Source organism: Alcaligenes phenolicus (assembly GCF_032063905.1).
Lineage (GTDB): Bacteria > Pseudomonadota > Gammaproteobacteria > Burkholderiales > Burkholderiaceae_B > Alcaligenes > Alcaligenes phenolicus.
This window is the reverse complement of record NZ_DAMBOE010000001.1, coordinates 140,546-165,016: the sequence shown is the minus strand read 5'-3', so window position 1 is coordinate 165,016 and position 24,471 is coordinate 140,546. Positions and strand designations below refer to the sequence as shown.

24 protein-coding genes are annotated in these 24,471 nt (G+C 56.9%); 13 read left to right on the top strand and 11 right to left on the bottom strand.

All coding sequences use genetic code 11. The features are described 5' to 3' along the window. Window positions 1-150 precede the first annotated feature (150 nt). The 3 genes from U2949_RS00725 to U2949_RS00715 form a co-directional block, all read right to left on the bottom strand. Complete coding sequence (locus U2949_RS00725; RefSeq protein ID WP_321285587.1) at window positions 151-855, bottom strand: RES family NAD+ phosphorylase; 705 nt, start codon at window positions 853-855, stop codon at window positions 151-153. After that, window positions 848-1,522 carry a hypothetical protein gene (locus U2949_RS00720; protein WP_321285585.1) on the bottom strand — a complete coding sequence of 225 codons (675 nt, stop codon included), beginning with the start codon at window positions 1,520-1,522 and terminating at the stop codon, window positions 848-850. Before U2949_RS00720 ends, U2949_RS00725 begins: the two co-directional genes overlap by 8 nt. An 894-nt stretch (window positions 1,523-2,416) precedes the next feature. Continuing rightward, window positions 2,417-2,788 (bottom strand): hypothetical protein, encoded by a 372-nt coding sequence (locus U2949_RS00715; protein ID WP_321285581.1) that lies wholly within the window; start codon window positions 2,786-2,788, stop codon window positions 2,417-2,419. Window positions 2,789-2,987: 199 nt separating this feature from the next. Between U2949_RS00715 and U2949_RS00710 the strand changes: the two genes are divergently transcribed. Beyond that, on the top strand, window positions 2,988-4,076 hold the full coding sequence (locus U2949_RS00710) for a helix-turn-helix transcriptional regulator (protein ID WP_321285579.1): 1,089 nt from the start codon (window positions 2,988-2,990) through the stop codon (window positions 4,074-4,076). 67 nt (window positions 4,077-4,143) lie between these two features. On the opposite strand, the gene U2949_RS00705 is transcribed toward U2949_RS00710, so the two are convergent. From U2949_RS00705 to U2949_RS00675, 7 genes are all read right to left on the bottom strand, one after another. Continuing rightward, complete coding sequence (locus U2949_RS00705) at window positions 4,144-5,298, bottom strand: iron-containing alcohol dehydrogenase (RefSeq protein WP_321285577.1); 1,155 nt, start codon at window positions 5,296-5,298, stop codon at window positions 4,144-4,146. 11 nt (window positions 5,299-5,309) lie between these two features. Beyond that, window positions 5,310-5,972 (bottom strand): ABC transporter ATP-binding protein, encoded by a 663-nt coding sequence (locus U2949_RS00700; RefSeq protein ID WP_009459228.1) that lies wholly within the window; start codon window positions 5,970-5,972, stop codon window positions 5,310-5,312. Further along, on the bottom strand, window positions 5,962-6,711 hold the full coding sequence (locus U2949_RS00695; protein ID WP_009459230.1) for an ABC transporter ATP-binding protein: 750 nt from the start codon (window positions 6,709-6,711) through the stop codon (window positions 5,962-5,964). The genes U2949_RS00700 and U2949_RS00695 overlap by 11 nt, the downstream gene beginning before the upstream one ends. Beyond that, a complete protein-coding gene (locus U2949_RS00690) occupies window positions 6,708-7,694 on the bottom strand; it encodes a branched-chain amino acid ABC transporter permease (protein WP_026484786.1) in 987 nt (328 codons plus the stop codon). The genes U2949_RS00695 and U2949_RS00690 overlap by 4 nt, the downstream gene beginning before the upstream one ends. Next, window positions 7,691-8,587 (bottom strand): branched-chain amino acid ABC transporter permease, encoded by an 897-nt coding sequence (locus U2949_RS00685; RefSeq protein WP_035272061.1) that lies wholly within the window; start codon window positions 8,585-8,587, stop codon window positions 7,691-7,693. Before U2949_RS00685 ends, U2949_RS00690 begins: the two co-directional genes overlap by 4 nt. Window positions 8,588-8,760: 173 nt before the next feature. Next, window positions 8,761-10,059, bottom strand: coding sequence for an ABC transporter substrate-binding protein (locus U2949_RS00680; protein ID WP_321285573.1), 1,299 nt, complete (start codon window positions 10,057-10,059; stop codon window positions 8,761-8,763). A 100-nt stretch (window positions 10,060-10,159) separates the two neighbouring features. After that, on the bottom strand, window positions 10,160-11,635 hold the full coding sequence (locus tag U2949_RS00675) for an NAD-dependent succinate-semialdehyde dehydrogenase (protein ID WP_045930308.1): 1,476 nt from the start codon (window positions 11,633-11,635) through the stop codon (window positions 10,160-10,162). A 300-nt stretch (window positions 11,636-11,935) separates the two neighbouring features. On the opposite strand from U2949_RS00675, the gene U2949_RS00670 reads away from it, so the two are divergent. From U2949_RS00670 to U2949_RS00660, 3 genes are all read left to right on the top strand, one after another. Next, entirely contained in the window at window positions 11,936-12,724 is a 789-nt protein-coding gene (locus U2949_RS00670; protein WP_228125806.1) for an IclR family transcriptional regulator, read from the top strand. A 218-nt stretch (window positions 12,725-12,942) separates the two neighbouring features. Continuing rightward, window positions 12,943-14,343, top strand: a complete 1,401-nt coding sequence (dbpA, locus tag U2949_RS00665; RefSeq protein WP_035275385.1) for an ATP-dependent RNA helicase DbpA — start codon at window positions 12,943-12,945, stop codon at window positions 14,341-14,343. A 310-nt stretch (window positions 14,344-14,653) separates the two neighbouring features. Continuing rightward, entirely contained in the window at window positions 14,654-15,100 is a 447-nt protein-coding gene (locus U2949_RS00660) for an OsmC family protein (protein WP_026484790.1), read from the top strand. Window positions 15,101-15,145: 45 nt separating this feature from the next. On the opposite strand, the gene U2949_RS00655 is transcribed toward U2949_RS00660, so the two are convergent. After that, a complete protein-coding gene (locus tag U2949_RS00655) occupies window positions 15,146-16,099 on the bottom strand; it encodes a LysR substrate-binding domain-containing protein (protein ID WP_026484791.1) in 954 nt (317 codons plus the stop codon). A 385-nt stretch (window positions 16,100-16,484) separates the two neighbouring features. Here U2949_RS00655 and hcaE point away from each other — a divergent pair, with 385 nt between their 5' ends. The 9 genes from hcaE to U2949_RS00610 are packed head-to-tail and all read left to right on the top strand — an operon-like array spanning window position 16,485 to window position 24,456. Beyond that, window positions 16,485-17,843: a 3-phenylpropionate/cinnamic acid dioxygenase subunit alpha gene (gene hcaE, locus U2949_RS00650; protein ID WP_009459253.1), complete on the top strand. Its 1,359-nt coding sequence runs from the start codon at window positions 16,485-16,487 to the stop codon at window positions 17,841-17,843. Then, window positions 17,840-18,388 (top strand): 3-phenylpropionate/cinnamic acid dioxygenase subunit beta, encoded by a 549-nt coding sequence (hcaF, locus tag U2949_RS00645; RefSeq protein ID WP_026484792.1) that lies wholly within the window; start codon window positions 17,840-17,842, stop codon window positions 18,386-18,388. The genes hcaE and hcaF overlap by 4 nt, the downstream gene beginning before the upstream one ends. Window positions 18,389-18,416: 28 nt before the next feature. Continuing rightward, entirely contained in the window at window positions 18,417-18,737 is a 321-nt protein-coding gene (hcaC, locus tag U2949_RS00640) for a 3-phenylpropionate/cinnamic acid dioxygenase ferredoxin subunit (RefSeq protein WP_026484793.1), read from the top strand. Continuing rightward, on the top strand, window positions 18,734-19,549 hold the full coding sequence (gene hcaB, locus U2949_RS00635; RefSeq protein WP_045930311.1) for a 3-phenylpropionate-dihydrodiol/cinnamic acid-dihydrodiol dehydrogenase: 816 nt from the start codon (window positions 18,734-18,736) through the stop codon (window positions 19,547-19,549). Before hcaC ends, hcaB begins: the two co-directional genes overlap by 4 nt. Next, complete coding sequence (hcaD, locus tag U2949_RS00630) at window positions 19,549-20,835, top strand: 3-phenylpropionate/cinnamic acid dioxygenase ferredoxin--NAD(+) reductase subunit (RefSeq protein WP_051316406.1); 1,287 nt, start codon at window positions 19,549-19,551, stop codon at window positions 20,833-20,835. The genes hcaB and hcaD overlap by 1 nt, the downstream gene beginning before the upstream one ends. 14 nt (window positions 20,836-20,849) lie before the next feature. Further along, window positions 20,850-21,797: a 3-carboxyethylcatechol 2,3-dioxygenase gene (locus U2949_RS00625; RefSeq protein WP_026484795.1), complete on the top strand. Its 948-nt coding sequence runs from the start codon at window positions 20,850-20,852 to the stop codon at window positions 21,795-21,797. Window positions 21,798-21,829: 32 nt separating this feature from the next. Continuing rightward, the gene (locus tag U2949_RS00620) at window positions 21,830-22,684 is read left to right on the top strand and encodes an alpha/beta fold hydrolase (RefSeq protein ID WP_042487227.1); all 855 of its coding nucleotides are present in this window, start codon (window positions 21,830-21,832) and stop codon (window positions 22,682-22,684) included. Window position 22,685: 1 nt separating this feature from the next. Then, window positions 22,686-23,483: a 2-keto-4-pentenoate hydratase gene (gene mhpD, locus U2949_RS00615; protein WP_257723570.1), complete on the top strand. Its 798-nt coding sequence runs from the start codon at window positions 22,686-22,688 to the stop codon at window positions 23,481-23,483. A 25-nt stretch (window positions 23,484-23,508) separates the two neighbouring features. Further along, window positions 23,509-24,456 carry an acetaldehyde dehydrogenase (acetylating) gene (locus U2949_RS00610; protein WP_026484798.1) on the top strand — a complete coding sequence of 316 codons (948 nt, stop codon included), beginning with the start codon at window positions 23,509-23,511 and terminating at the stop codon, window positions 24,454-24,456. Window positions 24,457-24,471: the final 15 nt, after the last annotated feature.

The following is a 24,471-nucleotide window of genomic DNA, read 5'->3' as shown; positions in this document are numbered from 1 at the left end:
AGAACACCATTGCTGACGGCGTCAGGACATAGGGTGATAAGCCGCGTCATGCCCTGCGGAACCCGGCTAGTTTAGTACGGTGGAGCACCGCCCTTTGTCCCGAGCAGAACTGCTCTTGTAAGCAGAAGTTAGGCCTGAAATACGGCTTGCTTACACGCTACCTAGAACGATCAACACCCCAATCCGTTCGGCCAGATCCAGCACGGCATCGTAGCTGGCCGGGTCTTCGCTCAAACTATGGGATGGGCCTTGAGGCTTCAAGGCGCTTTTGGCAATGCGATCCCCAAAGAGCATCACGGCCCTTGCCGAATCATCCTGCCGGGACACCCAGCACAAGCCTTGCGCCTGCGGACATTGCTGATAAATCGCGGCAGCCCACAGACGGGTTGCTGGATACTGATCTTTTTCGGTGTCGATCAGTTGCTTGCGTGTCACACCCAGTTTCCTTAGCGGGACACTGGCCAGATCGACCAGAACCAAAGGCGCATTCAGCAGCACGGTGGAATGCACCTGTCCCAGCAGCTTTTTCTTGTCATAGCTTTTAAAGCCAGCAGCGTGCGACACGTCATGAAAGACGGTTTCCATCATGGCGCAATCGCGGCTGGTGCCACCGTACAAGGTAGGAATGGCGCTGCCCTTCTCATCCTGAATCGGACTGAAACGCGCATTGCCCTGCGTACCAGGGTTGAATTGGGTCACCAAATATTTATCTTGATGAACGCGGTGCAGTAACTGCCCTTTGGGCCATTCCATCAAGGTCAAACGCAACTCGCCGCCGGGAACGGAGATTCCTGATCCCTCCTCCTGCGGACTATGCTTTTTATCAGCGACCGAGGGCGAAGCTGGCTTAGCCATGAGCCACGGCTTGCACTTCGTCCTGAGCCGCGGCAATGACCTTTTCCGGTGCAGAGATCAACAAGTCCTGCGGCCGCTTGCCACCCAAAAAACTGTTGCTGGACATGAACCAGTAGGCCATGCCCCAGCTATCTTTATGTCCGGCCAGAATCTCCAGAACCTGGGCCAACGGTTTGGCAGGACGGAAGCTGGTAGCCGGGTCCAGACCATAGCCGGGAAAGTAATCCGCGCCACCATGATTGATGGCAAAAATCTGCCCCTGCTTCTTCCACTTATTAGGCTGGGCGCTAGGGTTGCGGGTACTTAAGCCCGCCAGTTGCGCCACATCAGCAGCACTAAGCCAATCCCCGCTTTCCAGCACCGCTGTACGGGCCTGAACCAGCATGGCGGCTTCTTTCAGCAGACGGGGCGATGGCGGCGTGCGGGGCACCAGAGCTTCAGCCAGACGCTCCAGCGACTCCTTGTCCTGACGCTCCTGCAAGACCTCGAACATGGACGAGGCCACATTGGTGAAGTTCTCTGCCAATGCCTTGAAAGCGGCGGGCTTGATGTGATCGAAAGCCAGCACCAACACCTGCTCGGCCTTGGACCGTCCTAAACTTGCCTTAACCTCTTTGGGCGTACCCACCAAGGTCGAGACACTGGGGCTACTTACCAGGACGCTCATGGACAGTTTCCTTGAAGGTTACCTTGGATAAAAAATAATACCATAACCTTGATAACCCAATAACTCGCGCCCTTATCACGTCGCCTCGTTACCTCACCCGCACCCGAGCCCGGTTCCCAACAACTAGAAAATCAAACCAAATGCGTAGGCGACGGCTCCAGAACCAAAGCGCCATTCGACATATCAGGCAAGCAGACAAAGAACCCCTTGCGTCAGCGACACCCAGTGTTGCGGTCTCCTCTAGGACCACATACAACGTCTGCCTCACTGCTTGGCGAGCTCGTATTCCGACTAGCAGACGAAGAACGCCTTTGGCTAGCAGCTTGTGTTTGAATGATTTGCTGCATGGATTGCATGAGAGCGGTCGAATCAGGCGGTGGGGGTGCGGCAACTCGTGAATAGTCTGGCTGCAAATTTCCAGACTGCACAGACTCGCTAACCAATGCATCAATTTGTGCTTGTATCTGAGCCTGTCTGTCCTGCTCCTGACGTGCTGCATCACGCCCCTCACAGACCTTACAACTAAAGATCTCCGCCTGCTCGGGGCGTATGGCTTTCTTGGATGTACCCAGAATCCTATCTTCACCAAACTTGCCATCTCTTAACAGTGTCATGTGAGGCGTACTGTCAATGTAGTACTCCACCTTGGCGCAATACGGTGCATCCGCATGAAAACGTAAGTCCGCACCAAACAACTTGGTACCCGGGGACTTCGTGGGAATAAGCTCCATAGTTGCCTGACAACTGGCGACTACCTTGCTGCAATTGCAGGGCCAGTCCTGGGCATAGCTAGAATTACTCACTCCTACAAGCAACGCCAGCATAAGCCAAGCCTGCACCATTCGATTTTTCAATGTGCGCTTTAACATGCCCCTCTCCATCCAGACTTATTATTTAGCATTGCTTCAAGGAGCGAATCTTTGTGATAAGTTCTGCTCTATTTTCATAGGCCTCACCATCAGCAGCCAGCTTGTCTCGCGTATGCGAGCGTGACTGATCAATTTGCTCTTGCTGTTGCACGACATCGGCCCTTCCCAAGCCCATAGCCAAGCCAGAGGTCACTGCCCCCAGAAAATCCATAAAGCCAAATCCCTGCTCATCTTTTGCGTGTTCAACCCTGGCCTCTAAAGCTGTCTGCTCTTGCTGCAGCTCCTGGCAATCAAGTTGCGCATAAGTATTAGTGTCACGCAGCTGCGGCAATGTTGTACAAGCGGTTGATACAACAGCGCAAACCAGCATAATGGGGAGTCGAGATAGTCTATCCATATATCAGCCTTTTCCAGAAAACGTCCGTCCTGCCTTGCAGGTCAGAGCATTTGTAATTTGTTGCTATTTTGAAAAAGATGATACGTACTAACCCTTCTTGTTTCCTCACCCATATGGATGAGAATAGGCGAAAAAACAATCGCCCAAAAAACAATCAAAAAGGGCTCAAAAAAACAAATTCACTTCAGGAAAAACTGCAATGCTAGCCGACAACGAGCATATGAACACGCTAATCGGGCAGATATATGAGTCCGCCCAGGACAATAGCCTGGTAACCCCTATAATGCGCCAGATCTGCAACATCATTGGTGCCACAGTTGGGCACTATGTGCGTTTGGACGAGAGCAGCGGCACGGTAACTGCATCTGCTATTACAGACAGAAGTTATCTTGAGGGCGAGGCCGCTTATTGTGATTACTTCGCTGGAATTGATCCGCGTCTGGACTGGATTGGTACGGGTGCTGTGGGAGAGTGGCGCACCGACCGACAACGTTTCAATGCAGACTTTATTGCACGGAACGTTTTTTACAATGAGTTCCTGTTCGAGTACGAACTACAACATATAGTTTGCTGTGTGATCAGTCAGACAGGTAATCAGAAAGAACTAATGGGTTTGCTGTTCCCAAAAGGCAAAGCAGGTTGCTCCGAAAAAAAAATCAATACCCTGCGCAATCTCTCACCGCACTTCGCAAGATCAGGGACAACTCGCACCCAATGGGATCTGCTCAAACAACAAAATGAGCAAGCACAAGCTGCGCTCTCACTCCTTCCATTTGGGATTGTGTGGCTTGACGAAAACCTACAGATCCTGCATTGCAACACTGCCGCGCAGTTAACTCTACAACAAGCTGATGGTCTGATACTAAAGGGGCATCGCTTACATACGGGTGAGCCCAGCTTACACATAGCGTTAGAGCTAGCCTTAAGCTCGCAAAAACAGCAGTGGTTAAGCATCCTGCGTAAAAAAACAAATACACCCTTACTACTATCAATTGTCCCTGGTGGCCCCTCCCGACTGATCGTCCTTATTCAAGACTTTATGGCACAAACCCAGCCAGAGATCACACTGCTCCAAACTGCCTTTAGGCTCACTGCCGCTGAAGCGCGTCTAGCTCAAGCCCTGTTAAGCAATTACACGCTTCAAGAATATGCAGACAAAGCAGGCATTACGCGCAACACCGCTAAAACTCATTTAAGCAGCCTGTTTGCCAAAACCGATACCCGACGTCAATCGGAGCTTATTAACCGATTACAAACGCTGCGAAGTAATACAAGCAAGCTCACATAAGCAAAAAAAAACCTGAGCCGGCACAGCACCGGACTCAGGCAAAAAGGTTTCCGCTGTTAGCGGTCTATCAGAACGCAGCGCTGTAAATAGCGAATGCATCGTCTTCAGTCACGTCGCGGGGATTGTTGCCCAGCAGACGGGTTTGTTTCATGGCTTCCTGGGCCATACGGCGCAGGTCGCTTTCCTTGATGCCGACTTCGCGCAGTTGACGCTCGATGCCGGTATCAATGGCGATCTGTTCCATGAAGTTGATGAAGGCCTCGGTCTTGGAGGCTTCATCACCCTGGATGCCGGGGATCAGCACTTCAGCCAGTTCGGCATACAGCGGGGCTGCAGCCGGAGCGTTGAAACGCAGAACGTGTGGCAGGACCAGCGAATTCGACAAGCCGTGTGGCACGTGGAAAATACCGCCGATCGGGTAAGCCAATGCGTGTACGGCACCCACGGGAGCGTTCGCAAAAGCCTGACCAGCCAACGTGGCACCCAGCAGGATGTCCTGGCGAGCCTCGGCATCCTGGCCGTTGCGACAAACATGCACCAGCTTGCTGCCAATCAGACGCAGGGCCTGTTTGGCCAGGTTGTCCGACAGCGGGTTTTTCAGGATACGGCTGGTGTAGGCCTCGATGGCGTGCACCATGGCGTCGATACCCGTCGCCGCCGTAATGCGGGGAGGCAGGCCCAATGTCAGTTCCGAGTCCAGAATGGCCAGATCAGCGTACAGCTCGGGTGCCACCACACCGGATTTGGTGGTTTCGCCGGTGGTCACGATGGAAATAGGCGTCACTTCCGAGCCTGTTCCCGCCGTGGTCGGGATCTGCACCAAGGGCAGGCGCGAGCCGCGCACATTATCAATGCCGTACATCTCTTGCAGGGGCTGGTCCGACGCCAGCAGGACGGCCAGCAATTTGGCCACGTCCATGGACGAACCGCCACCCAGGCCAACAACGATTTCCGTTTTGGCCTGACGAACGCGCTCAGTTGCCTGCAAAACAATGTGCTCTGGAGGATCGGCAATAACATCGTCAATCACTTGCACGGTCCAGCCGTTGGCTTTCAGATCAGCCAGGGCAGGATCCAGCAAGCCGCTTTCGTGCAAGAAACGGTCGGTCACCAGACAAACGCGCTCTTGCGAGTAGCGCTTGCGCAGGATCTGACCGAGCCGGGCAGCGGCTCCGCTTTCAACATAAATAGCGGGGGTGGTTCTGAACTCGAATGCCGACATGGGCTTTCTCCTTATGGTATGGCGGGCTGCGGTACTTCGATACGGCCGCGGTCCATCCGGTAGGTGTAATCAATCACATTGCCTGCGTGCTGCAAGTCAGCACCGGACAACAAGGCACTGAAGCCCTCTTTGCTCAACTCGCCCACCACTTCTGCAATACGCTTGGACAGCGCAGGAGCAACACCTTCAAAAGGCTCGTCCAGCAAAAGCAGCTTGTCAGCCGTCATCAAGGCTCGGCCAATGGCGACCAGCTTTTGTTGACCGCCCGACAATTGCAGGGCGCGGCGTGGGCCGAATACTTTCAATTCAGGAATGATGCGCCAGACGCGATCCAGACGCTCTTCAATGTCCTGGGATTTCAGGGCCCAGGCGGGCAGGCGGATGTTCTCTTCCACGCTCAGTTCGGGGATCAGTTTGCGATCCTCGGGGGCAAAGCCCATGCCCAAACTGGTGCGACGGTAAGCGGGCATCTTGGCCAGTTCCTGACCATCAAACATGACCGAGCCACTGTCCACGGCCAGCAAGCCCATCACGGTGCGCATCAGCGTGGTTTTACCCGCGCCGTTACGACCGGCCAGGCCCACGATCTGGCCTTGGCGCACTTGCAGGTTTACCTGGCGCAGGATGCTGGTGGGGCCAATACGTACATCCAGATTTTTGACATCAAGCAGCATTGTCGGCCTCCTGTTTATTGCGTCCCACCGGCTCGCCGATGATGTATTCACGGACCTGCTCATGGGCCAGCACTTCGTCTGGAGTGCCGTTGGCCAGAATGGTGCCGTCGTAGAAAGCCAGCACGCGATCGCTGTAGCGACGCACGATTTCCATATCGTGCTCCACAAACAGAACCGTCACGCCAGCATCACGAACCACTTTCATGACGCGGTCCATCACTTCAAATTTCTCGTCACTGGCCACGCCACTGGTGGGCTCGTCCAGCAAGAGCACTTTAGGCTGGGCCACCATGGCCAAAGCAATGTCCAGCAACTTGCGAATCCCTTCCGGCAAGGTGCCGGCCTGGGACTGGGCGAAGGCGCTCAGGCCGAAACGCTCCAGAATCGCACTGGCTTCGGACAAGGGCTGCTTGGCCACGCCCAAAGCAATTTCCACGTTTTCCAAAGCGTTCAGCGAGGTGAACAGCTGAGGAATCTGGAAAGAGCGAGCAATACCCATGCGGGTTACTTCCCGGGGTGGCAAACCCGTGATTTCACGACCAGCAAAAAAGATATTGCCGGAGTCCGGCTTCATGTAGCCGGTCAACATGTTCACGAAGGTGGTTTTACCTGCGCCATTGGTACCGATCAGGCCCGTAATGGTTTGCGCATGGATATCAACGGTCATATCGCGTGCAGCGTGGACAGCGCCAAACTGCTTGCACAAACCTTTAGCGGAAATCAAGGGTGACTGACTCATGAGCGGGCCCCTGTCGGTGAAGAAGAATCGTTGGAGGTAGCTGCTGCGTTGCGACGGTTCAGAATACTGATCAGGCCACCGGGCAAGAACACAATCAGGGCCAACATGCTGACACCCATGACAATCTGCCAGGTGTTAGGAGCATATTGGTAGGCCAGTGTGCGGATCAGTTCCAAGCTCAGCGCACCCAGGAAAGGTGCGTAAGCGTTACGAGTACCGCCCAGCACAGCAATAAAGATGAATTCGCCCGAGGTGGTCCAGAACGCCAGTTCAGGGTCCACGTGACCGATGCTCAGCGAGGACAAGGCACCGCCCAGGCCAGCCAGAGCCGCAGCCAGCACGTAGCTCAAGTGAATATTGCGGTAAGCCGACGCACCCAGGTATTCAACGCGGATTTCATTGTCCTTGATGGCTGGTCCCAGGCGACCGGCACGGCTGCGCAGGAAACCTTGCATGGCCCACAGCACAAAACCCACCAGCACCACGGTCAGGACAAATACGCCTGGACGCGAGAGGGTTTCAGCAAAGGCACCCCACATGAAAGAAGGCGCGTGCACGTTAAAGCCGTCACTGCCACCCAGGCTGGGGTTACGCACCAGCAAGCCGTACATGATCATGGACAGAGCCAGACTGAGCATGGCGAAGAAAATATCGCGGTAGCGAGCCAGCAGAAAACCCAGAACCCAGGCCAGCAGCGCCGCGCACGCAGCGGCAAATGGCAGCAGGATCACGGTTTCACGCCAGTCCAGGTAGTTCATGGCCATACCGACACCATAGGCGCCGATGCAGTAGTACAAGCCTTGACCAAAAGAGGCAAGGCCGGAACGCAGCAAGAGCACCACGCCCAGGGCAACCAGGCCCTTGGCCAGCGCCACCGTGATCAGAAACTGCCAGGATGGCAGGCCAAAGCCCACAATCAGGGCGGCCACCGTAATGACCAGGGCAATCATGCCCTGCTTAAGCGTAATGTTGGTCTTGTTCATATCTTTCGGGCCTCGGCGGCAGCAAACAATCCTTTAGGACGGACGGCCAACACCAGTGCCATTACCGCGTAGATGGAGAAAAGTTCGATTTCAGGCCAGTAATGCACGGCAAAGGAGCGCACCAGGCCAACGATCACGGCACCGAGAGCGGCACCGGGCAAGGAACCCAGACCACCGATCACGACTACGGCGAAGGCCATCACAATGACCTCGACACCCATGCCGGGAGCAACAGAAATAGTAGGAGCGGTCAGCGCACCACCCAGGGCGGCCAGCGTGGCGCCTGCAATAAAGGTCAGCAGGAAGTAGCGTTGCACGTTAATGCCCATGGCCTGGCTGACTTCGCGGTCATGAATCACGGCCAGCAGGATGCGGCCCTGACGCGAATACTTCAGGAACAAGGTCAGGAACAGGCCGGCCAGAATGGCAGCCACAACAATCACAAAGCTGTAGGTGGGGTAGAACAGGTCGCCGAATTCGACGTTACCCAACAGACCGTAAGGTTCGGCGATCACATAAGGATCCACGCCCCAGACCAGCTTGACGGTATCTTCCAGAATCAGGAAGACCGCATAGGTAATCAGCAAAGAGACAACAGGTTCTTCCTGGTAGAAGAAGCGCAGCAAGCCATATTCAATGACAAGCCCCAGGACCAGACCGGCAATAACCGCGGCCAGGATCAGCATCAGATAGCTGCCATAAGGGCTTTGATCGGTGGAGAGCCACTGCGTCACCATGGTGACGGCGGTATAGGCGCCAATGGTATAGAGGCTGCCGTGGGCCATGTTCAGGATCTTCATCACACCATAGATCAGCGTGAGTCCGACCGCGACCAGAAACAGCCAGGCGGCGTACATGATGCCATCTATTAGGGCAGCAGAAAGAAGAGACATAGTCGGTTTCTGTGGAAATGGAATAAAAAATGCCACCACGCCTTCGGTTCGCTTCCCCTTATGGGAGAAGCTTTTACCTGGGAGTGGCCTAGCGGTAAAAACCGGACATGCAAAACAAGATCTTGCATGCCCGGATTTTCAGGGCAGCGTCCCTTGCGGGACGCATGCTCAACTTAGTGCTTCAAACCGCCCTTGATCCAGTCGATGGACTTCACGCCTTCAGGAGGAGTGACTTCTTCGGGTTTGAAGTGACGCAAGTCGGTGTAGCTGATCACGCCTTTATCGTTTTTCACCACGCCCAAGGTCGTACCTTGAACAGCCTGGTGACCTTTACCCAGGGACATGGTGACGTCACCCGATGGGCTCTCGAAAGTCAGGTGTTCAAAGGCGCTGACCACTTGCTCGGTGGAAGGCGCTTTGCCTTCGTTGGCAGCCTGGGCTTTTTCGTAAGCGGCTTTCAGACCCAGCAGGGTTTGCGTCATCTTGTAGGATGGGTAGCTAGGATCGGCATTGAATTGCTCGCGGTAGCTGGCACGCAACCAACGGTTCAATTCATTGTCAGGAGCGAAAGCCGCGTGTGGGCCGCGAGCACCGATGATGGTGCCGGTAGGAATCTGGTTGTTGGCACGGTGTGTCGCGGTTTCACCAGCGGTCAGCACGGTCAGGGTGTTGCGGAACAGACCACGTGGCAGAGCCTGCACCACGAAGCCTTCCAGATCGCCACCCCAGAAGCTGGAGTGAATCACTTCAGGACGGGCGGCCATCAAGGACGAGATTTCAGCGTTGTACTGACCGGCGCCCAGTTTAGGCATTTGCGAAGTCTTGGCTTCTACACCGGGTTTGAGGGCTTGCAGCGTGCCTTCAAAGTCGTGCCAGGCGTCCTGGCCCCAGGCGTAGTTCTGGTTGATACCAGCGTAGCTTTTCAGCTCGGGGTTGCGCTCCAGCACAAAGCGGGCAGCCGCCACGTTGTCCATGGTGGCGTGGGCCACAGGACGGAACACGTATTGGTAGCTGGCATCTTCAAACAGGCGCGGTGTGCCGCAATCAAAAATAAGCGTCAGTTTTTTCAGTTCTTCAGCAACGGGGGCCACGGCCAGACAATCGCCCGAGGAGATGTAGCCAACCACGATGTCCACGTTCTGTTGCTGAACCAGGTTGCGGTACTCGCTAACCTGTTTGGCTGTACCGCCGTTCTCGTCGATAAAGACCAGTTCAATCGGTGCGCCACCCAGACCCTTGGTGTTGTAAGGGGCAGGTACTTTACCTTCATTCAATTGGGCAGCCGTCAGTTCAGCGGCATTTTTGGCAGGCACGCCAAACGGACCGGAAGCAGCGCCTGACAAGAAAGTCACCACACCAATCTTGATGGGCTTGACATCATCAGCGTTGGCAGTCGTGCTGGCCATCAAGCCAGCGGTGGCCAGTGTCAGGGCCAAAGTCAATTTTCGTGGGGTTGCAGACAGGATAGACATAGCGTCTCCTTTATTTAGCTTATTGTGGGTTTCTGCTGATGGGGCGCTCTCTCTATAAGAGCGGCCCCCTTCGCTGCGCTGGGCGCGGGCATGTATCAACTTACAGCTGCTGGCACATGTATTTGATTTCCAGGTACTCGTCGATTCCGTAACGGGAGCCTTCGCGACCCAGGCCGGATTGTTTGACGCCACCAAACGGAGCCACTTCGTTGGAAATCAAACCGGTATTGACGCCGACCATGCCGTATTCCAGAGCTTCGCCCATGCGCCAGGCACGTGCGTTGTCGCGGGTGAACAGGTAGGCAGCAAGACCATATTCGGTGTCATTGGCCATCGCGATCGCTTCGGCTTCATCCTTGAAGCGGAACAAAGGCGCCACAGGGCCAAACAATTCTTCGCGAGCCACGCGCATGGCCGGTGTTGCATCACCCAGCACGGTGGGCGAGAAGTACGTACCGCCCAGAGGATGAGGCTGGCCACCTTGCAGAACGCTAGCACCATGCTCGACGGCATCATCAATCAATTCGCGCAGACGGTTAACGGCTTTTTGTTCGATCAGCGGACCTTGTTCCACGCCCTCTTCCATGCCGTTGCCCACTTTCAGGGCCGCAACACGTTCGCTCAATGCCTTGGCAAAGCGATCGTAAATACCGTCTTGCACCAGGAAGCGGTTGGCACACACGCAAGTCTGGCCGCTGTTGCGGTACTTGGAGGCCATGGCGCCTTCAATGGCGGCATCCAGGTCAGCATCGTCAAACACGATGAACGGTGCGTTGCCACCCAGTTCCAGAGACAGGCGCTTGATGGTGGGAGCACATTGCGCCATCAGCAAACGACCCACTTCGGTCGAGCCGGTAAAGGACAGCTTGCGCACAATGGGGCTTTCCGTCAGGGCAGCACCCACCACACGGGATTGACCGGTCACCAGCTGGAACACGCCAGCGGGGATACCGACGCGCTCGGCCAGTACGGCCAGGGCCAGGGCGGTCAAAGGAGTCAGGTCGGCAGGACGAACAATAATGCTGCAACCGGCGGCCAGAGCAGGAGCCACCTTGCGGGTAATCATGGCCGCAGGGAAGTTCCAGGGAGTGATGGCCGCACACACACCAACGGGCTGCTTGACCACCACAATGCGTTTATCCGCCTGGGGGTGTCCGACCACGTCGCCATATACGCGCTTGGCTTCTTCGCTGAACCATTCCACAAAGGAAGCGGCGTACAGCACTTCACCACGAGCCTCGGCCCAGGGCTTGCCCTGTTCCATGGTCATGATGGTGGCCAGGTCGTCCGCGTTGGCAACCAGCGCATCGAACCAGGCGCGCAACAGCTTGGCACGCTCGTGCCCGCTACGTGCCTTCCACTCGCGCTGGGCCACTTCAGCATCGCTGATGACCGCTTCAATTTCTTGTGTGGCCAGGCTGGCGACATTAGCCAGGCACTCGCCCGTAGCAGGATTCAGAACGGCAAATGTATTGCCATCACCTGCGCTGACCCAACCCTGAGCGGTCCAGGACTGATCTTTTGCCAGGCTGGGATCCTTCAGTTTGCTAATCAATGATGCCGCGATATTGTTCATTATGCTGAACCTGTTTCTCTTATAGTGAACTTGATAGAATTATAGGAGCCGAAAAAACGCGACGTCAACGAATCGGCTTACGGGTTTACCCGTAGAAGATCAGTCGCCGTATTTTTTGTTTTGGGGTGTTTGAGGGCACAATGGAACGCTGGCATCAAAGCGGCAAATCTGGCCTAATTCAGGACCTGTGCGTCTGGTCCGGTCGGCTCGCCCGTGTGATGCGTCAAGCGGTACTGACGGACCCTTACCCCTGTTTCCAGAGTTCAGCCCCCGGGGCTTATGGACTTCCTGTGTGTTGTTATGGAGTTAGTCGTAGTGGAAGAGAAGAAACTGGTTCCGGCTGTAGTACGTGCAGTCACCGTACTGGACGAATTGGCGGCCTCACCGGAGCCCCTGTCATTTACGGACCTGGTCAAACGTCTGGGCATGCCCAAAAGCTCCCTCTATGGTCTGTGCACCACCCTGCTGGATCTGCACCTGATCCGTAAGCTGGAAAATGGCAGTTTCACCCTGGGCACACACGTGATGGGTTGGGCCAATGCCTTCCTGTCCCAACTGGACCTGACGCAAGAGTTTTTTGCGGCCTGGGACGATATGCGCGTCCTGCCTGAAGAGACCATTACCCTGTCCATTCTGGATGGTGAGGATGTGGTCTACATCGCCTGCCGCAACGGAACCCGCCCGCTGGGTTTCACGTTCCGTGCCGGGATGCGTTTGCCAGCGGTCTATACCGCAACGGGCAAGGCCATGCTCAGCACCTTGCCAGGTTCAGAACTGGAGCAGGCCCTGAATCACCCTTGGCCCGAGCCACTGACCGGACATGGTCCGCGCAGCAAGGATGATTTGATGGTGGAACTGAACGATGTGCAGCGCCTGGGTTACTCCGTGGATGCCTGTGGCGTACGCGATGGCATGCACTGCTTTGGAGCCGCCGTGTTTGATTCCAATAACCGCGCCGCCGTGGCCGGGGTGGCCGTCAGTTTGCTGACCCAGGAAGCGGATGAAGCGGCACAACGCCGTGCTGGTGAAGCCATGCGAAAACTGGCTAATCGCCTGTCGGAGCGCCTGGGGGCATCGCGCAAGGCATAAGCTTTTTCAAGCGCGTACAGCACACTGTAAAAACAAGGGGCCGCGCAAGCAGCCCCTTTTGTTTGAATTACTTCTTGATCCCCGGGGCCTCCCGGAAGGTGATACCAGTAATTTGCCTGCTTGCCGGTATCCAGTCGCATTCCCTGCTTTCTATTTCCCAGCTATCAGCCTGCAAACGGTAAACTGTCGCTAAATCCTTTATTTTGCAGTTCTTTTTGATGTCACCCATCGTGCCCCATACCTCTTTCAGTACCCTTCCCCTTCTGCCCGCCTTGCTTGAAACCCTGGATAGCCTGGGTTTTGAAAAAATGACGGCCATTCAGGAACAGAGCCTGCCCTTGATTCTGCAAGGCCGCGACCTGATCGCCCAAGCCAAGACCGGCAGCGGCAAAACTGCCGCGTTTGGCCTGGGTCTGTTGCAAACTCTCAACCCCAGCAAGCTGACACCGCAAGCCCTGGTGATCTGTCCCACGCGCGAGCTGGCCGATCAGGTCACCACCGAGCTGCGTCGTCTGGCCCGCCAGATTCCTAACGTGCGCATGCTGACGCTGTGTGGTGGCGTGCCTTCGCGCCCGCAAACAGAAGCCTTGCGCAATGGCGCTCACGTGGTGGTGGGAACACCGGGCCGAATTCAGGACCATCTGGAGCGCGGCAATCTGGACTTGTCCGCCCTGAAAACCCTGGTGCTGGACGAAGCCGACCGCATGGTGGATATGGGCTTTCACGACGACATCGTGGCCATTGCCTCGCACTGCCCGCCCCGCCGTCAGACCCTGCTGTTTTCGGCCACCTACCCGGAAAATATCCGCAAGCTCAGCGCCCGCTTTCTGAAAAACCCCGCCGAAGTCAAAGTGGAAGCGTTGCACGATGCCAGCCAGATCGAACAGATTTTTTACGAGGTCCACCCCGAGCAGCGTCTGTCTGCTGTGGTCACACTGCTGGAGCACTTCCGCCCCGCCTCTACCCTGATTTTCTGCAACACCAAAATGCGTTGTCAGGAAGTAGTGGAAGAACTGCAATCCGAAGGCATCCAGGCTCTGGCGTTGACCGGCGATCTGGAACAGCGTGATCGCGACGAGATTCTGGTGCAGTTCTCCAACCAGAGCTGCGCCGTACTGGTTGCCACCGACGTGGCCTCGCGCGGTCTGGATATTCAGAATCTGGGCGCCGTCATCAACGTGGACGTCACCAAGGACAGCGAAGTGCATATTCACCGCATTGGCCGTGTTGGCCGTGGTGATCAGAAAGGCCTGGCCCTGAATCTGGTCTCACGCAGCGAACAGCGCTGGGTGAAGCTGATTGAAGAATTCCAGGGCAGCGAAGTGAAATGGGGCAATCTGAAAGCCTTGCGCTCGCAGTCCAAAGAGCCGCTACGCGCGCCCATGATGACGCTGGAAATTCAGGGTGGCAAAAAAGACAAGCTGCGCCCCGGCGACCTGCTCGGTGCCCTGACCCGCGATGTGGGTCTGAAAGGCGACCAAGTGGGCAAGATTGCCATTACTGATGCGCGCTCCTACGTGGCCTTGGATCGCCGGATTGCGCGTCAATATTTCGACCGCATCGCCAACGCCAATATCAAGGGCCGCCGCTTCCGTATGCGCTTTGTGGAAGATAAATAAATAGGGCAGCGACAGTCCCTGAACCAAGGACCGGCAACGCGAGCACCATAAGCTATTGGAAGCAATAGCCAGTGCCGTTGCCGAGTCAGCAAGCAGCCGCTCGTGCCATACCAGGCAGTTATTAGCTTAGGCAGCTAATTTTTAAAATAAATGCCGCAGCCAAAAAAAATATATAAACTACCTTTCAAGCTCAAAAGCGCCGCACGCTCCTACCGGAGCACAGTAAAGCACACACATATCCAATTTTAAAAAAGAGACAGAAGCCTGGAATCATTAGCCAATTAACAAGCTATAAGCAAAAGGAACAGCCATGAGCAACCACGTTTTTTCTGCAACCGCAACGTTAATAGACCAACTAAAGATTGAATGCACTTCCAGGGATTTTTCCATTGTTCTGGATGAACCCGGCAAGAGAGATAATGGCAGCGGCGGGATGACCCCCCTGGAGGCCCTGCTTTCAGCAATTGGCGCCTGTAAGTGCATTGCTGCAAAAAGCTTTGCAAAGAGTCAAAATATTGACTTAATCGACATCAAAATCGAGATGGACGGTGAAATAGACACAGATGGCTTCTACGGGATCAATAAAGAGGCCAAAATGGGATTTCATAAAATCACGTGCAAATACTATATCCAGGCCAATAACAGTGATGAAGAAATAGAGGAATTCGTCAATTTCATTGAAAGAACCTGCCCAGTCCTGGACACAATAATAAATGCACCTGAACTCTCAAACGAGATCCACATTATCAAAAAGTAAGATAGAGCCCGTATTCTTGAAAAACGCCCTCGCCTGTATGTGCAACTACATACAGGCGATTTTGCTGGGAGCCAGTTTCAGATGACTGACAGCCGAGGGGCCCGAACCGTGCCAGCGAGCCAGCTCCCGTATACGCTCAATCAAGCTGACCGCGGCCTCGCTCATGCAGCCTGTATCTCGTGGATAGGCCATCAATAATTCGCAGCGCGGGCCGCCACCGATCAAGGGGCGCGACACCACATTCTTGGGCATGAAGTATTCCGCATAGGTAGGCAATAAGGTATAGCCTAGGCCAGCAGCGACCAGATTAATGCTCATCAGGGGGTTGGCCGAGTTATAGGTGTGCTCGGGCACCACTTTATGATGAGCCAGATAGCGGGCCAGCACATCGTGCATGGAGCGGCCATAGGAGCGATCCACCGCAATCATGGGCAAGCGATTCAGGCGTGCCGGCGGGATCAGACTATAAGCCTCCAGGCTATGCCCCTGAGGCAGATACACTCGCAAGGGCTCATCCAGCACCACTTCGCTGAACACATTGGTGGCGCGCACCGGGCCGCGCATGAACCCCAGGTCCAGCTCGCCACGCGCCAGCGCTCCTTCCTGCTCATTGGAAGTCAGGCTGCGCAACACCACATCGACCTGAGGAAAGGCTGCACGAAAAGCGGGCAGCACTGCTGGAAAGATACGCACCTCGGCCGCGGGCACAAAGCCTATCGTCAGCACTTCCCGCGCCTGCGAGGCCGCCTTGCCGGCCCGCTGTACGGCCTCCTCCACCTTGTGCAGGATCTCGCGCGCGTCATCCAGAAAAATCACACCTGCTTCGGTCAATTCGACTTTACGGCGCGTGCGGTTCAGCAAGGGATAACCGATCTCTTCTTCCAGATTTCGGATCTGCTCGCTCAAGGAGGGTTGAGAGGTATACAGCCGCTCGGCAGCACGGGTGAAATTCAACTCTTCCGCGACTGCAACGAAGTAACGCAAGTGTCGCAACTCCAAGTTTGTCTCCTGTCAAATTGATCGTTCCCTGCCCGGAACGTACCCGCACAGCGTTGGACGCAGCCTGCTGTGAGGACCAAAACAAGCCTTTCTTTTAGGCACTATTGTCGCCGCTCCCACGCCCTGAAAAGCAGACCCAATCTTCAATGCTGCAGCGCAGCAATCATAGCTAGCGTAAACCCTAGGTGTCGCCAAAGCCGCATCAATACTGGCCTGAAACAGAAACCCACACGCAAGCAAGGGGTTTTAGAGGGACTTATCGGGTTTGCCGATCACCCGATCTAAAGCAAGTATTGGTCGGATTCATTTCAAGCTTCTACATTTTGCCGCTAGCGACAAAAACCTGTTTTGCAAAAGCACGCATTGCAATAGCGAGGAGCAAACGATGGGAATCAACCCTGAAAAAATCGAAGCCTTGGTCGATGCACGTAATGGACGCGTCACCCCTTCCATTTACACCGACCCGGATATTTATGAGCTGGAGCTGGAGCGCATCTTTGGCCGCACCTGGCTGTTCTTGTGCCACACCAGCCAGATTCCCAAAGCGGGAGACTTCTTCAATACCTATATGGGCGAGGACCCGATCATCGTGGTTCGTCAGAAAGACGGCTCGATCAAGGCCTTCCTGAACCAATGCCGACACCGCTCCATGCGCGTGTCTTATGCAGACTCGGGCAATACCAAAGCCTTTACCTGTCCCTACCACGGCTGGAGCTACGGCACCAACGGCGATCTGGTGGATGTACCGCTGGAGCCACGCGCCTATCCGCAAGGCTTGTGCAAGGAAAAGTGGGGCCTGCAGGAAGTAACCCGCGTCAAAGTATACAAAGGCCTGGTCTTTGGCAATTGGGACGCCACAGCGCCTGATCTGGAAGAGTACATGGGCGACATTGCCTGGTACCTGGACGGTGTACTGGACCGACGCGAAGGCGGTACTGAAATCATCGGTGGTGTTCAGAAATGGACCATCGAATGCAACTGGAAATTCCCCGCCGAACAGTTTGCCTCCGACCAGTATCACGCCCTGTTCTCGCACGCCTCTGCCGTGCAAGTGCTGGGCCAGAAACCCGGTGACGAGGACAAGGCTCTGGGCGCCGGACAAACCGCACGCCCGGTTTGGGAAACCGCCAAGGACGCCGTCCAGTACGGCCAGCGCGGCCATGGCAGTGGCTTCTTCTTTACCGAGCAGCCTGACGCCAACGTGTGGGTGGACGGTGAAGTCTCCCAGTACTTCCGCGACACCTATGCCGAAGCCCACGAACGCCTGGGTGAAGTCCGCGCCCTGCGCCTGGCCGGTCACAACAATATGTTCCCTACCCTGAGCTGGTTGAACGGCACCGCCACACTACGCGTCTGGCATCCCCGTGGCCCCAATCAGGTAGAAGTCTGGGCCTTTTGCATTGCCGATGCAGCCGCTCCCGACGATGTAAAAGCCGCCTTCGAGCGCAGCGCTACCCGCGCCTTCGGTCCCGCCGGTTTCCTGGAACAGGACGACTCCGAGAACTGGGCTGAAATCCAGAAAATCCTGCGTGGCAAACGCGCTCGCGGCACACAACTGTGCATGGAAATGGGTTTGGGCAATGAAGGGCTGCGCAGCGATGGCGTACCCGGTGTGACCAACTACATCTTCTCCGAGACCGCCGCCCGTGGCCTGTACAAGTACTGGGCCGACCTGATGGTGTCCGAGACCTGGGATGAAGTGCTGGAGCGCAGCCGTGCCTACGAAGAGGAGCTGGTGAAATGAGCGCCGTCATTCAAGAGCCAAATCAAGCTGCCATCGTCGACATGCAGCTGCATCACGAGATTGCCGACTTTTTGTACCAGGAAGCCGAACTGCTGGATGACTGGCAGTTCCGGGACTGGCTGGACCTGCTGTCCGAGGATGTGCACTACCACATGCGCAGCACGACCAATGCGCAGACCCGCGATCGTCGCCGTAGTGTGCAGCCACCGAGCACCTGGATCTTCAACGACAACAAGTTCCAGCTGGAGCGCCGCGTCGCACGTCTGGAAACCGGCATGGCCTGGGCGGAAGAACCACCCTCCCGCACCCGTCACTTTGTCAGCAACCTGCGTATCCGCCCCTCCGCCGACGGCCAGGGTTACGAGATACGCAGCAACTACATCCTGTACCGCGCCCAGAAAGAAAAGGACGAGACCTGGTACGCCGGCAAGCGCCTGGATTATGTACGCCGCGCAGACAACCGCTTTGGTTGGGAACTGTATGAACGCGAGATCGTTCTGGATCAAGTCGTCATTACATCCCACAACCTGAGCGTTCTGTTCTGACCCTGCTCACTTTCCGATGTTGATTGATATGACACGCATTACCGCATGTGAAACCGGTGCCCTGGCCGATGGCGAGGCACTGAAGATAGACACTCCCGACCGCCAGATTGCCCTGTTCAATATTGATGGCACTTTCTATGCGACTGACGACCGTTGCACTCATGGCAACGCGTCCATGTCCGAAGGGTATATCGAGGACGACGGCACCGTGGAGTGCCCGCTGCACGCTGCCCGTTTCTGTCTGAAAACGGGCGCTGCCCTGTGCCAGCCCGCGACCGAGGCGCTACGCACCTATCCGGTGATCATCAGCGAAGGCATGGTCTATATCGATCTGGAGGCCCAGGCATGAATGGCTGGCTGCAAAACGAGGTCGCCTTGATCACTGGCGGTGGTTCAGGCCTGGGTCTGGCATTGGTAGAGCGTTTTCTAAAGGAAGGCGCATCCGTGGCCGTGCTGGAGCGCTCGGCAGAAAAATGTGCCGATCTGGAACAGAAATTCGACGGCAAGGTGCTGGCCATCCAGGGTGATGTGTGCAGCGCAGCCGACAACCAGAACGCCGTGGAGGCCACGGTGGCCCGCTTTGGCAAGCTGGACTGCTTTATTGGCAATGCGGCCGTCTGGGATCACGGCGCACGCCTGATCAACACCAGCATGGAGCAATTGGACAAAGGCTTTGATGAGCTGTTTGCCATCAACGTCAAAGGCTATCTGCTTGGGGCCAAAGCGGCCGCCGCCGAGCTGGTGAAATCCTGCGGCAGCATGATCTTTACCTTGAGCAACTCCGCCTTCTACGCAGAAGGCGGTGGCCCTTTGTACACCGCCAGCAAGCACGCGGCGGTCGGTCTGATTCGTGAACTGGCATTCGAGCTGGCCCCCAAGGTACGCGTCAATGGCGTGGGCCCTTGCGGCATGAAAACCGATCTGCGCGGACCGCAGGCTTTGGGTCAGCAAGACACCCGCATCATGGACTCACGCTCGCCCGATGCAATCAAGGCCATCCTGCCCCTGCAGTTCTTCCCCGAACCGGAAGAATTTACCGGCCCCTTTGTGCTGCTGGCATCACGCCAGAACAACCAGACACTGACCGGCGTCATGATCAATGCTGATGCGGGCCTGGGTATACGGGGCATCCGCAATGTGGCTGGCGGTCTGGAGCTGTGATGCAAGCACCACATATCCTCATTATTGGAGCTGGGCAGGCCGGCACCACAGCAGCCGCCGAACTGCGCAGCCGTGGCTTTCAAGGCGCGATCACGCTGGTCGGTGATGAACCCCATCTGCCCTATGAGCGTCCACCGCTGTCCAAGGACGCCTTGCTCAACCCCGAACAGGCCCAACTGACCCTGCACCCCGCAAGTTTCTACCAGGAGCAGAATATCGATCTGAAACTGGGTGTACGTGCTGTGGCCATTGATGCTCAAGCTCGTCAGGTAAGCCTGTCCAATGGTGAAAGCCTGCCTTACGACTCGCTGCTGCTGGCCACGGGTGCACAGGCCCGACGCCTGCCCGAACTGGATGCCTTGGGCTCTGTGTCGCATGTGCTGCGCACCCTGGACGATGCCCATCGCATTCGCGCCCAGATCAAGCCCGGTAGTCATGCGCTGCTGGTAGGGGCTGGCGTGATTGGTCTGGAGCTGGCCTCCAGCCTGGTCGCCATGGGCGCAACTGTCGAGCTGATTGACCCGGCCACCCGCATCATGTCGCGCAATGCTCCCGAGGTCTTGAGCGATTACTTGCTCGGCGTCCATCAAGCGCGTGGCGTCCGCGTTCATCTGGGCACCCATGTCGAGCATGCAAGCCTTGAAGCTGAACACAAAATTGCTTTGACACTAAGCAACGGCAAGACGCTGCAGGGGGATCTGCTGATATACGGCGTAGGCGTCACCATAGACACCTGCCTGGCTGATAGTGCCGGACTGAATACCGAGCAAGGCGCCGTGGTCATTGATGAGCATGGCCGCAGCTCCTGCCCCGGTATCTATGCCGCCGGCGACACCACCGTTCAGATCGGGCTGGATGGCCGCTGGCAACGGCAGGAAACCTGGGAGAACGCCAACCGCCAGGCCGTGATGGCTGTGTGCCACATGCTGAACCAGGAACCCGCCAAAGCCACTCCCTCCTGGTTCTGGACCGACCAATGCGACCTGAACATTCAATTCGCCGGGGAGATGCAGGCGGCTCATTGGGTCCTGCGTGGCTCACTGGAGCAAACGCCATTTGTGCTGATCGGCCTGGACCCGGAAGGTGCCATCTGTGGCGCCATCACCGTCAACCAAGGCCGCGACATGCGTCCCTTGAAGGAATTGATTGAACAAAGAGCCATCTTGCCATTGGAGGTCTGGGCCGATACCACTCAGGCCTTGCGCAATCTGGCCAAACAGGGAGCAAGCCTTGCGCTTGCCACACAAGCCGCAGCTCCATGCGTCGCGGCCCCTTCACACTCATAAAACAGGAGACCGGGATGCAGGCACATCTGGAGTGCTTATCGCACACCCCCTTGCTGGGTCATCACGACCCGGCACAGGCCGTACTGGACGAAGTCTTTGCGGTACAAAAAGCCGCCCGCGAGCGCATTGCCGCCTTCAAACCGGATTTGATCGTGCTGTTCACGCCCGATCACTTCAATGGTTTTTTCTATAACGTCATGCCCAGCTTTTGCATCGGCACCGGTGCCCATGCGATTGGGGATTTTGGCAGTCTGGCCGGGCGCTTGAACGTGCCCTTTGAGCTGGCTACCGACTGCGCCACCTATGTCATCAATAGCGGTGTGGATGTGGCGATTTCGCACGATATGCAGGTCGATCACGGTGCTGCCTATCCGCTGGAGCATCTGGTGGGCAGTCTGGATCAGTACCCGGTTATTCCGGTGTTCATCAACTCGGTAGCGGCCCCCCTGCCCACGTTCAAGCGTGCACGCCTGCTGGGTGAAGCCATCGGTCAATGGGCCCGTTCTACCGGAAAACGCGTGCTGTGGCTGGGTTCCGGCGGGCTGTCACATCAGCCACCCGTGCCCGTTTACGCCGACGCGCCCGAACCCGTGCGCCGCTCTCTGGATGGCGAAGGCTACACCCTGTCACCCGAAGCCCGTGCCGCCCGCACCCAGCGCACGATTGATGCTGGCAAGGCGTTCACCCAGGACCCCTCGGTGTTGCATCCGCTTAACCCCGAGTGGGACCAGAACTTTCTGGATCTGCTGCAAACGCAGCGCTATGCCCAGCTCGATGAGGTCGCCAACGACGACGTGTCCGCCCTGGCAGGCCGCAGTGCCCACGAAGTCAAAACCTGGGTAGCCGCCTTTGCCGGGCTGTCAGCCTATGGCCCGTACGAAGCAGGCCATCGCTACTACCGCGAAATTCCCGAGTGGATTGCCGGTTTTGGTGGCTTGTCTGCCCATCCCAGCAAGAACTGAAATCCACCACAACAAAACATCAGGAGATTGTCATGAGTCTGAATGAATCTGATTACAGCCGTTTCGCGACCGTGGTCGAGGAAGGCAAGGAACTGCGCATCCACTACAACGATCTGGGTCAGGGCGAACAGACGGTTGTCATGCTGCACGGCTCGGGCCCCGGTGCCACCGGCTGGGCCAACTTCAATCGCAATATTGAACCGCTGACCCAGGCTGGTTATCGCGTCCTGCTGATCGACTGTCCTGGCTGGGGCAAGAGCGATTCCATCGTCAACGGCGGTTCACGCTCCGACCTGAACGCCCGTGTGGTGAAAAGCATTATTGACCAACTGGGCATAGACAAAATCCACATGCTGGGCAATTCCATGGGCGGCCATAGCTCGGTGGCCTTTGCCCTGACCTGGCCCGAGCGCGTGGCCAAGCTGGTTCTGATGGGTGGCGGCACAGGTGGCATGAGCCTGTTTACCCCCATGCCCAGCGAAGGTATCAAGCTGCTGAACGGTCTGTACCGCGAGCCCACGCTGGAAAACCTGAAGCGCTTTAACAATGTGTTCGTCTTCGACGCCAGCGTGCTGACCGAAGAGCTGCTGCAAGCCCGTCTGAACAATATGCTCAGCCGCAAGGACCACCTGGAAAACTTCCTGAAATCCCTGGAAGCCAATCCGCGCCAGTTCCCCGATTTCAGCCCACGTCTGCCTGGCATCACCGCCCCTACCCTGATCATCTGGGGCCGTCAGGACCGGGTTGTCCCTTTTGATACCGGCCTGCGTCTGCTGGCTGGCATTCCCAACTCCGAGCTGCATGTCTACAACCAGTGCGGTCACTGGGCGCAGTGGGAACATGCCGAGAAATTCAACCAGCTGGTTCTGGATTTCCTGGAGCGTTGAGATGAACAAGGCATCCAGCGATCTGCTCGATACCCTGGCCAGCCGTCTGCGCCAGGCCGAGAGCAGCAATCAGTCCATAGACCCGATTCGCAGCCTGATTGGTGAAGACAATGCCGAGGCGGCCTACACCATCCAGCGCATCAATATTGCCCGTGGGCTTGCCCAAGGCCGTCGCCTGACAGGCCGCAAGATTGGCCTGACCAACCCCAAGGTCCAGAAGCAACTGGGCGTATCGCAACCCGACTTTGGCGCCCTGTTTGCCGACATGGCCTATGGCGATGGCGAAACCGTCCCTGTCGAGCGTGTCCTGCAACCCAAGATTGAAGCCGAAATTGCCCTGGTACTGGAGCGCGACCTGCCCCATGCCGACACCAGCTTTGGCGATGTCGCCGCAGCAGTGGGCTGGATCATGCCCTCTCTGGAGATCGTGGGCAGCCGCATTGCCAACTGGGATATCCGCTTTGTGGATACCGTGGCCGACAACGCCTCCAGCGGCCTGTACGTGCTGGGCGGCCCTGCTCGTCGCCTGGACGGCCTGGACCTGCGCAATGCCCGCATGAGCCTGCATCGCAATGGGGAACTGGCCTCCAGTGGCAGCGGTGCCGAATGCCTGGGCCACCCCTTTAATGCCGCCGCCTGGCTGGCCCGCACCATGGCCAAACTGGGCGAACCGCTACGGGCCGGCGATCTGATTCTGACCGGTGCACTAGGCCCGATGGCACCCGTTGCTCCCGGTGATCACTTTGAAGCCGTGATCGAAGGCATAGGCTCGGTATCCGTCACCTTCAGCGCAGGCTAAGTCCTCTTTGTACGGAGTAACACACATGACAAACCCCAACGGCATTGCCGTCGCCATCATAGGCTCGGGCAATATCGGCACCGACCTGATGATCAAGGTGATGCGCCAAAGCAAACACCTGAAAATGGGCGCAATGGTCGGCATCGACCCGGCCTCTGATGGTCTGGCCCGTGCGGCCCGCCTTGGCGTGCCCACCACCCATGAAGGACTGGATGGGCTGTTGAAGCTGCCCAACTTCAAGGACATTCGCATTGTGTTTGATGCGACCAGCGCCGGAGCCCACGCCCGTCACAATGCCGTCCTGCAAGAGCATGGCATCCAGGTCATTGACCTGACCCCTGCGGCTATCGGCCCCTACACCATCCCGGTCGTGAACCTGGACGACAATCTGGACGCACCCAACATCAATATGGTCACCTGCGGCGGGCAGGCCACCGTCCCTATCATTGCAGCGGTCTCGCAGGTCACCCCCGTGCACTACGCCGAGATCATTGCCTCGATCTCGTCCAAATCCGCCGGTCCGGGCACCCGCGCCAATATTGACGAGTTTACTGAAACCACCAGCAAAGCCATGCAGGTCGTAGGCGGTGCCACCGTAGGCAAGGCCATCATTGTGCTCAACCCGGCCGAGCCGCCTTTGCTGATGCGCGATACCGTCTACACCCTCAGCGATCCGGGCCAGGAAGCGGAAATCGAGCAGTCCATCCAGCGCATGGCCGACAAGGTTCAGGCCTACGTGCCAGGCTATCGCCTCAAGCAAAAAGTGCAGTTCGATGTGATCCCCGAGGACAAGCCCATCAATGTGCCCGGTCTGGGATGGCGCTCCGGCCTGAAAACTTCGGTGTTCATCGAGGTGGAAGGCGCCGCACACTATCTGCCTGCCTATGCTGGCAACCTGGACATCATGACCAGTGCTGCGCTGGCCTGCGCCGAGCGTCTGGCCCAAACCCGCCTGCTGACGCAAACCGCATGACACGCAAGGACATCA

What these genes read in the sequence shown, in the direction of transcription:
- U2949_RS00725 (WP_321285587.1), bottom strand. Translation starts at nt 855, where the DNA reads ATGGCTAAGCCAGCTTCGCCCTCGGTCGCTGATAAAAAGCATAGTCCG.
- U2949_RS00720 (WP_321285585.1), bottom strand. Translation starts at nt 1,522, where the DNA reads ATGAGCGTCCTGGTAAGTAGCCCCAGTGTCTCGACCTTGGTGGGTACG.
- U2949_RS00715 (WP_321285581.1), bottom strand. Translation starts at nt 2,788, where the DNA reads ATGGATAGACTATCTCGACTCCCCATTATGCTGGTTTGCGCTGTTGTA.
- U2949_RS00710 (WP_321285579.1), top strand. Translation starts at nt 2,988, where the DNA reads ATGCTAGCCGACAACGAGCATATGAACACGCTAATCGGGCAGATATAT.
- U2949_RS00705 (WP_321285577.1), bottom strand. Translation starts at nt 5,298, where the DNA reads ATGTCGGCATTCGAGTTCAGAACCACCCCCGCTATTTATGTTGAAAGC.
- U2949_RS00700 (WP_009459228.1), bottom strand. Translation starts at nt 5,972, where the DNA reads ATGCTGCTTGATGTCAAAAATCTGGATGTACGTATTGGCCCCACCAGC.
- U2949_RS00695 (WP_009459230.1), bottom strand. Translation starts at nt 6,711, where the DNA reads ATGAGTCAGTCACCCTTGATTTCCGCTAAAGGTTTGTGCAAGCAGTTT.
- U2949_RS00690 (WP_026484786.1), bottom strand. Translation starts at nt 7,694, where the DNA reads ATGAACAAGACCAACATTACGCTTAAGCAGGGCATGATTGCCCTGGTC.
- U2949_RS00685 (WP_035272061.1), bottom strand. Translation starts at nt 8,587, where the DNA reads ATGTCTCTTCTTTCTGCTGCCCTAATAGATGGCATCATGTACGCCGCC.
- U2949_RS00680 (WP_321285573.1), bottom strand. Translation starts at nt 10,059, where the DNA reads ATGTCTATCCTGTCTGCAACCCCACGAAAATTGACTTTGGCCCTGACA.
- U2949_RS00675 (WP_045930308.1), bottom strand. Translation starts at nt 11,635, where the DNA reads ATGAACAATATCGCGGCATCATTGATTAGCAAACTGAAGGATCCCAGC.
- U2949_RS00670 (WP_228125806.1), top strand. Translation starts at nt 11,936, where the DNA reads ATGGAGTTAGTCGTAGTGGAAGAGAAGAAACTGGTTCCGGCTGTAGTA.
- dbpA (WP_035275385.1), top strand. Translation starts at nt 12,943, where the DNA reads ATGTCACCCATCGTGCCCCATACCTCTTTCAGTACCCTTCCCCTTCTG.
- U2949_RS00660 (WP_026484790.1), top strand. Translation starts at nt 14,654, where the DNA reads ATGAGCAACCACGTTTTTTCTGCAACCGCAACGTTAATAGACCAACTA.
- hcaE (WP_009459253.1), top strand. Translation starts at nt 16,485, where the DNA reads ATGGGAATCAACCCTGAAAAAATCGAAGCCTTGGTCGATGCACGTAAT.
- hcaF (WP_026484792.1), top strand. Translation starts at nt 17,840, where the DNA reads ATGAGCGCCGTCATTCAAGAGCCAAATCAAGCTGCCATCGTCGACATG.
- hcaC (WP_026484793.1), top strand. Translation starts at nt 18,417, where the DNA reads ATGACACGCATTACCGCATGTGAAACCGGTGCCCTGGCCGATGGCGAG.
- hcaB (WP_045930311.1), top strand. Translation starts at nt 18,734, where the DNA reads ATGAATGGCTGGCTGCAAAACGAGGTCGCCTTGATCACTGGCGGTGGT.
- hcaD (WP_051316406.1), top strand. Translation starts at nt 19,549, where the DNA reads ATGCAAGCACCACATATCCTCATTATTGGAGCTGGGCAGGCCGGCACC.
- U2949_RS00625 (WP_026484795.1), top strand. Translation starts at nt 20,850, where the DNA reads ATGCAGGCACATCTGGAGTGCTTATCGCACACCCCCTTGCTGGGTCAT.
- U2949_RS00620 (WP_042487227.1), top strand. Translation starts at nt 21,830, where the DNA reads ATGAGTCTGAATGAATCTGATTACAGCCGTTTCGCGACCGTGGTCGAG.
- mhpD (WP_257723570.1), top strand. Translation starts at nt 22,686, where the DNA reads ATGAACAAGGCATCCAGCGATCTGCTCGATACCCTGGCCAGCCGTCTG.
- U2949_RS00610 (WP_026484798.1), top strand. Translation starts at nt 23,509, where the DNA reads ATGACAAACCCCAACGGCATTGCCGTCGCCATCATAGGCTCGGGCAAT.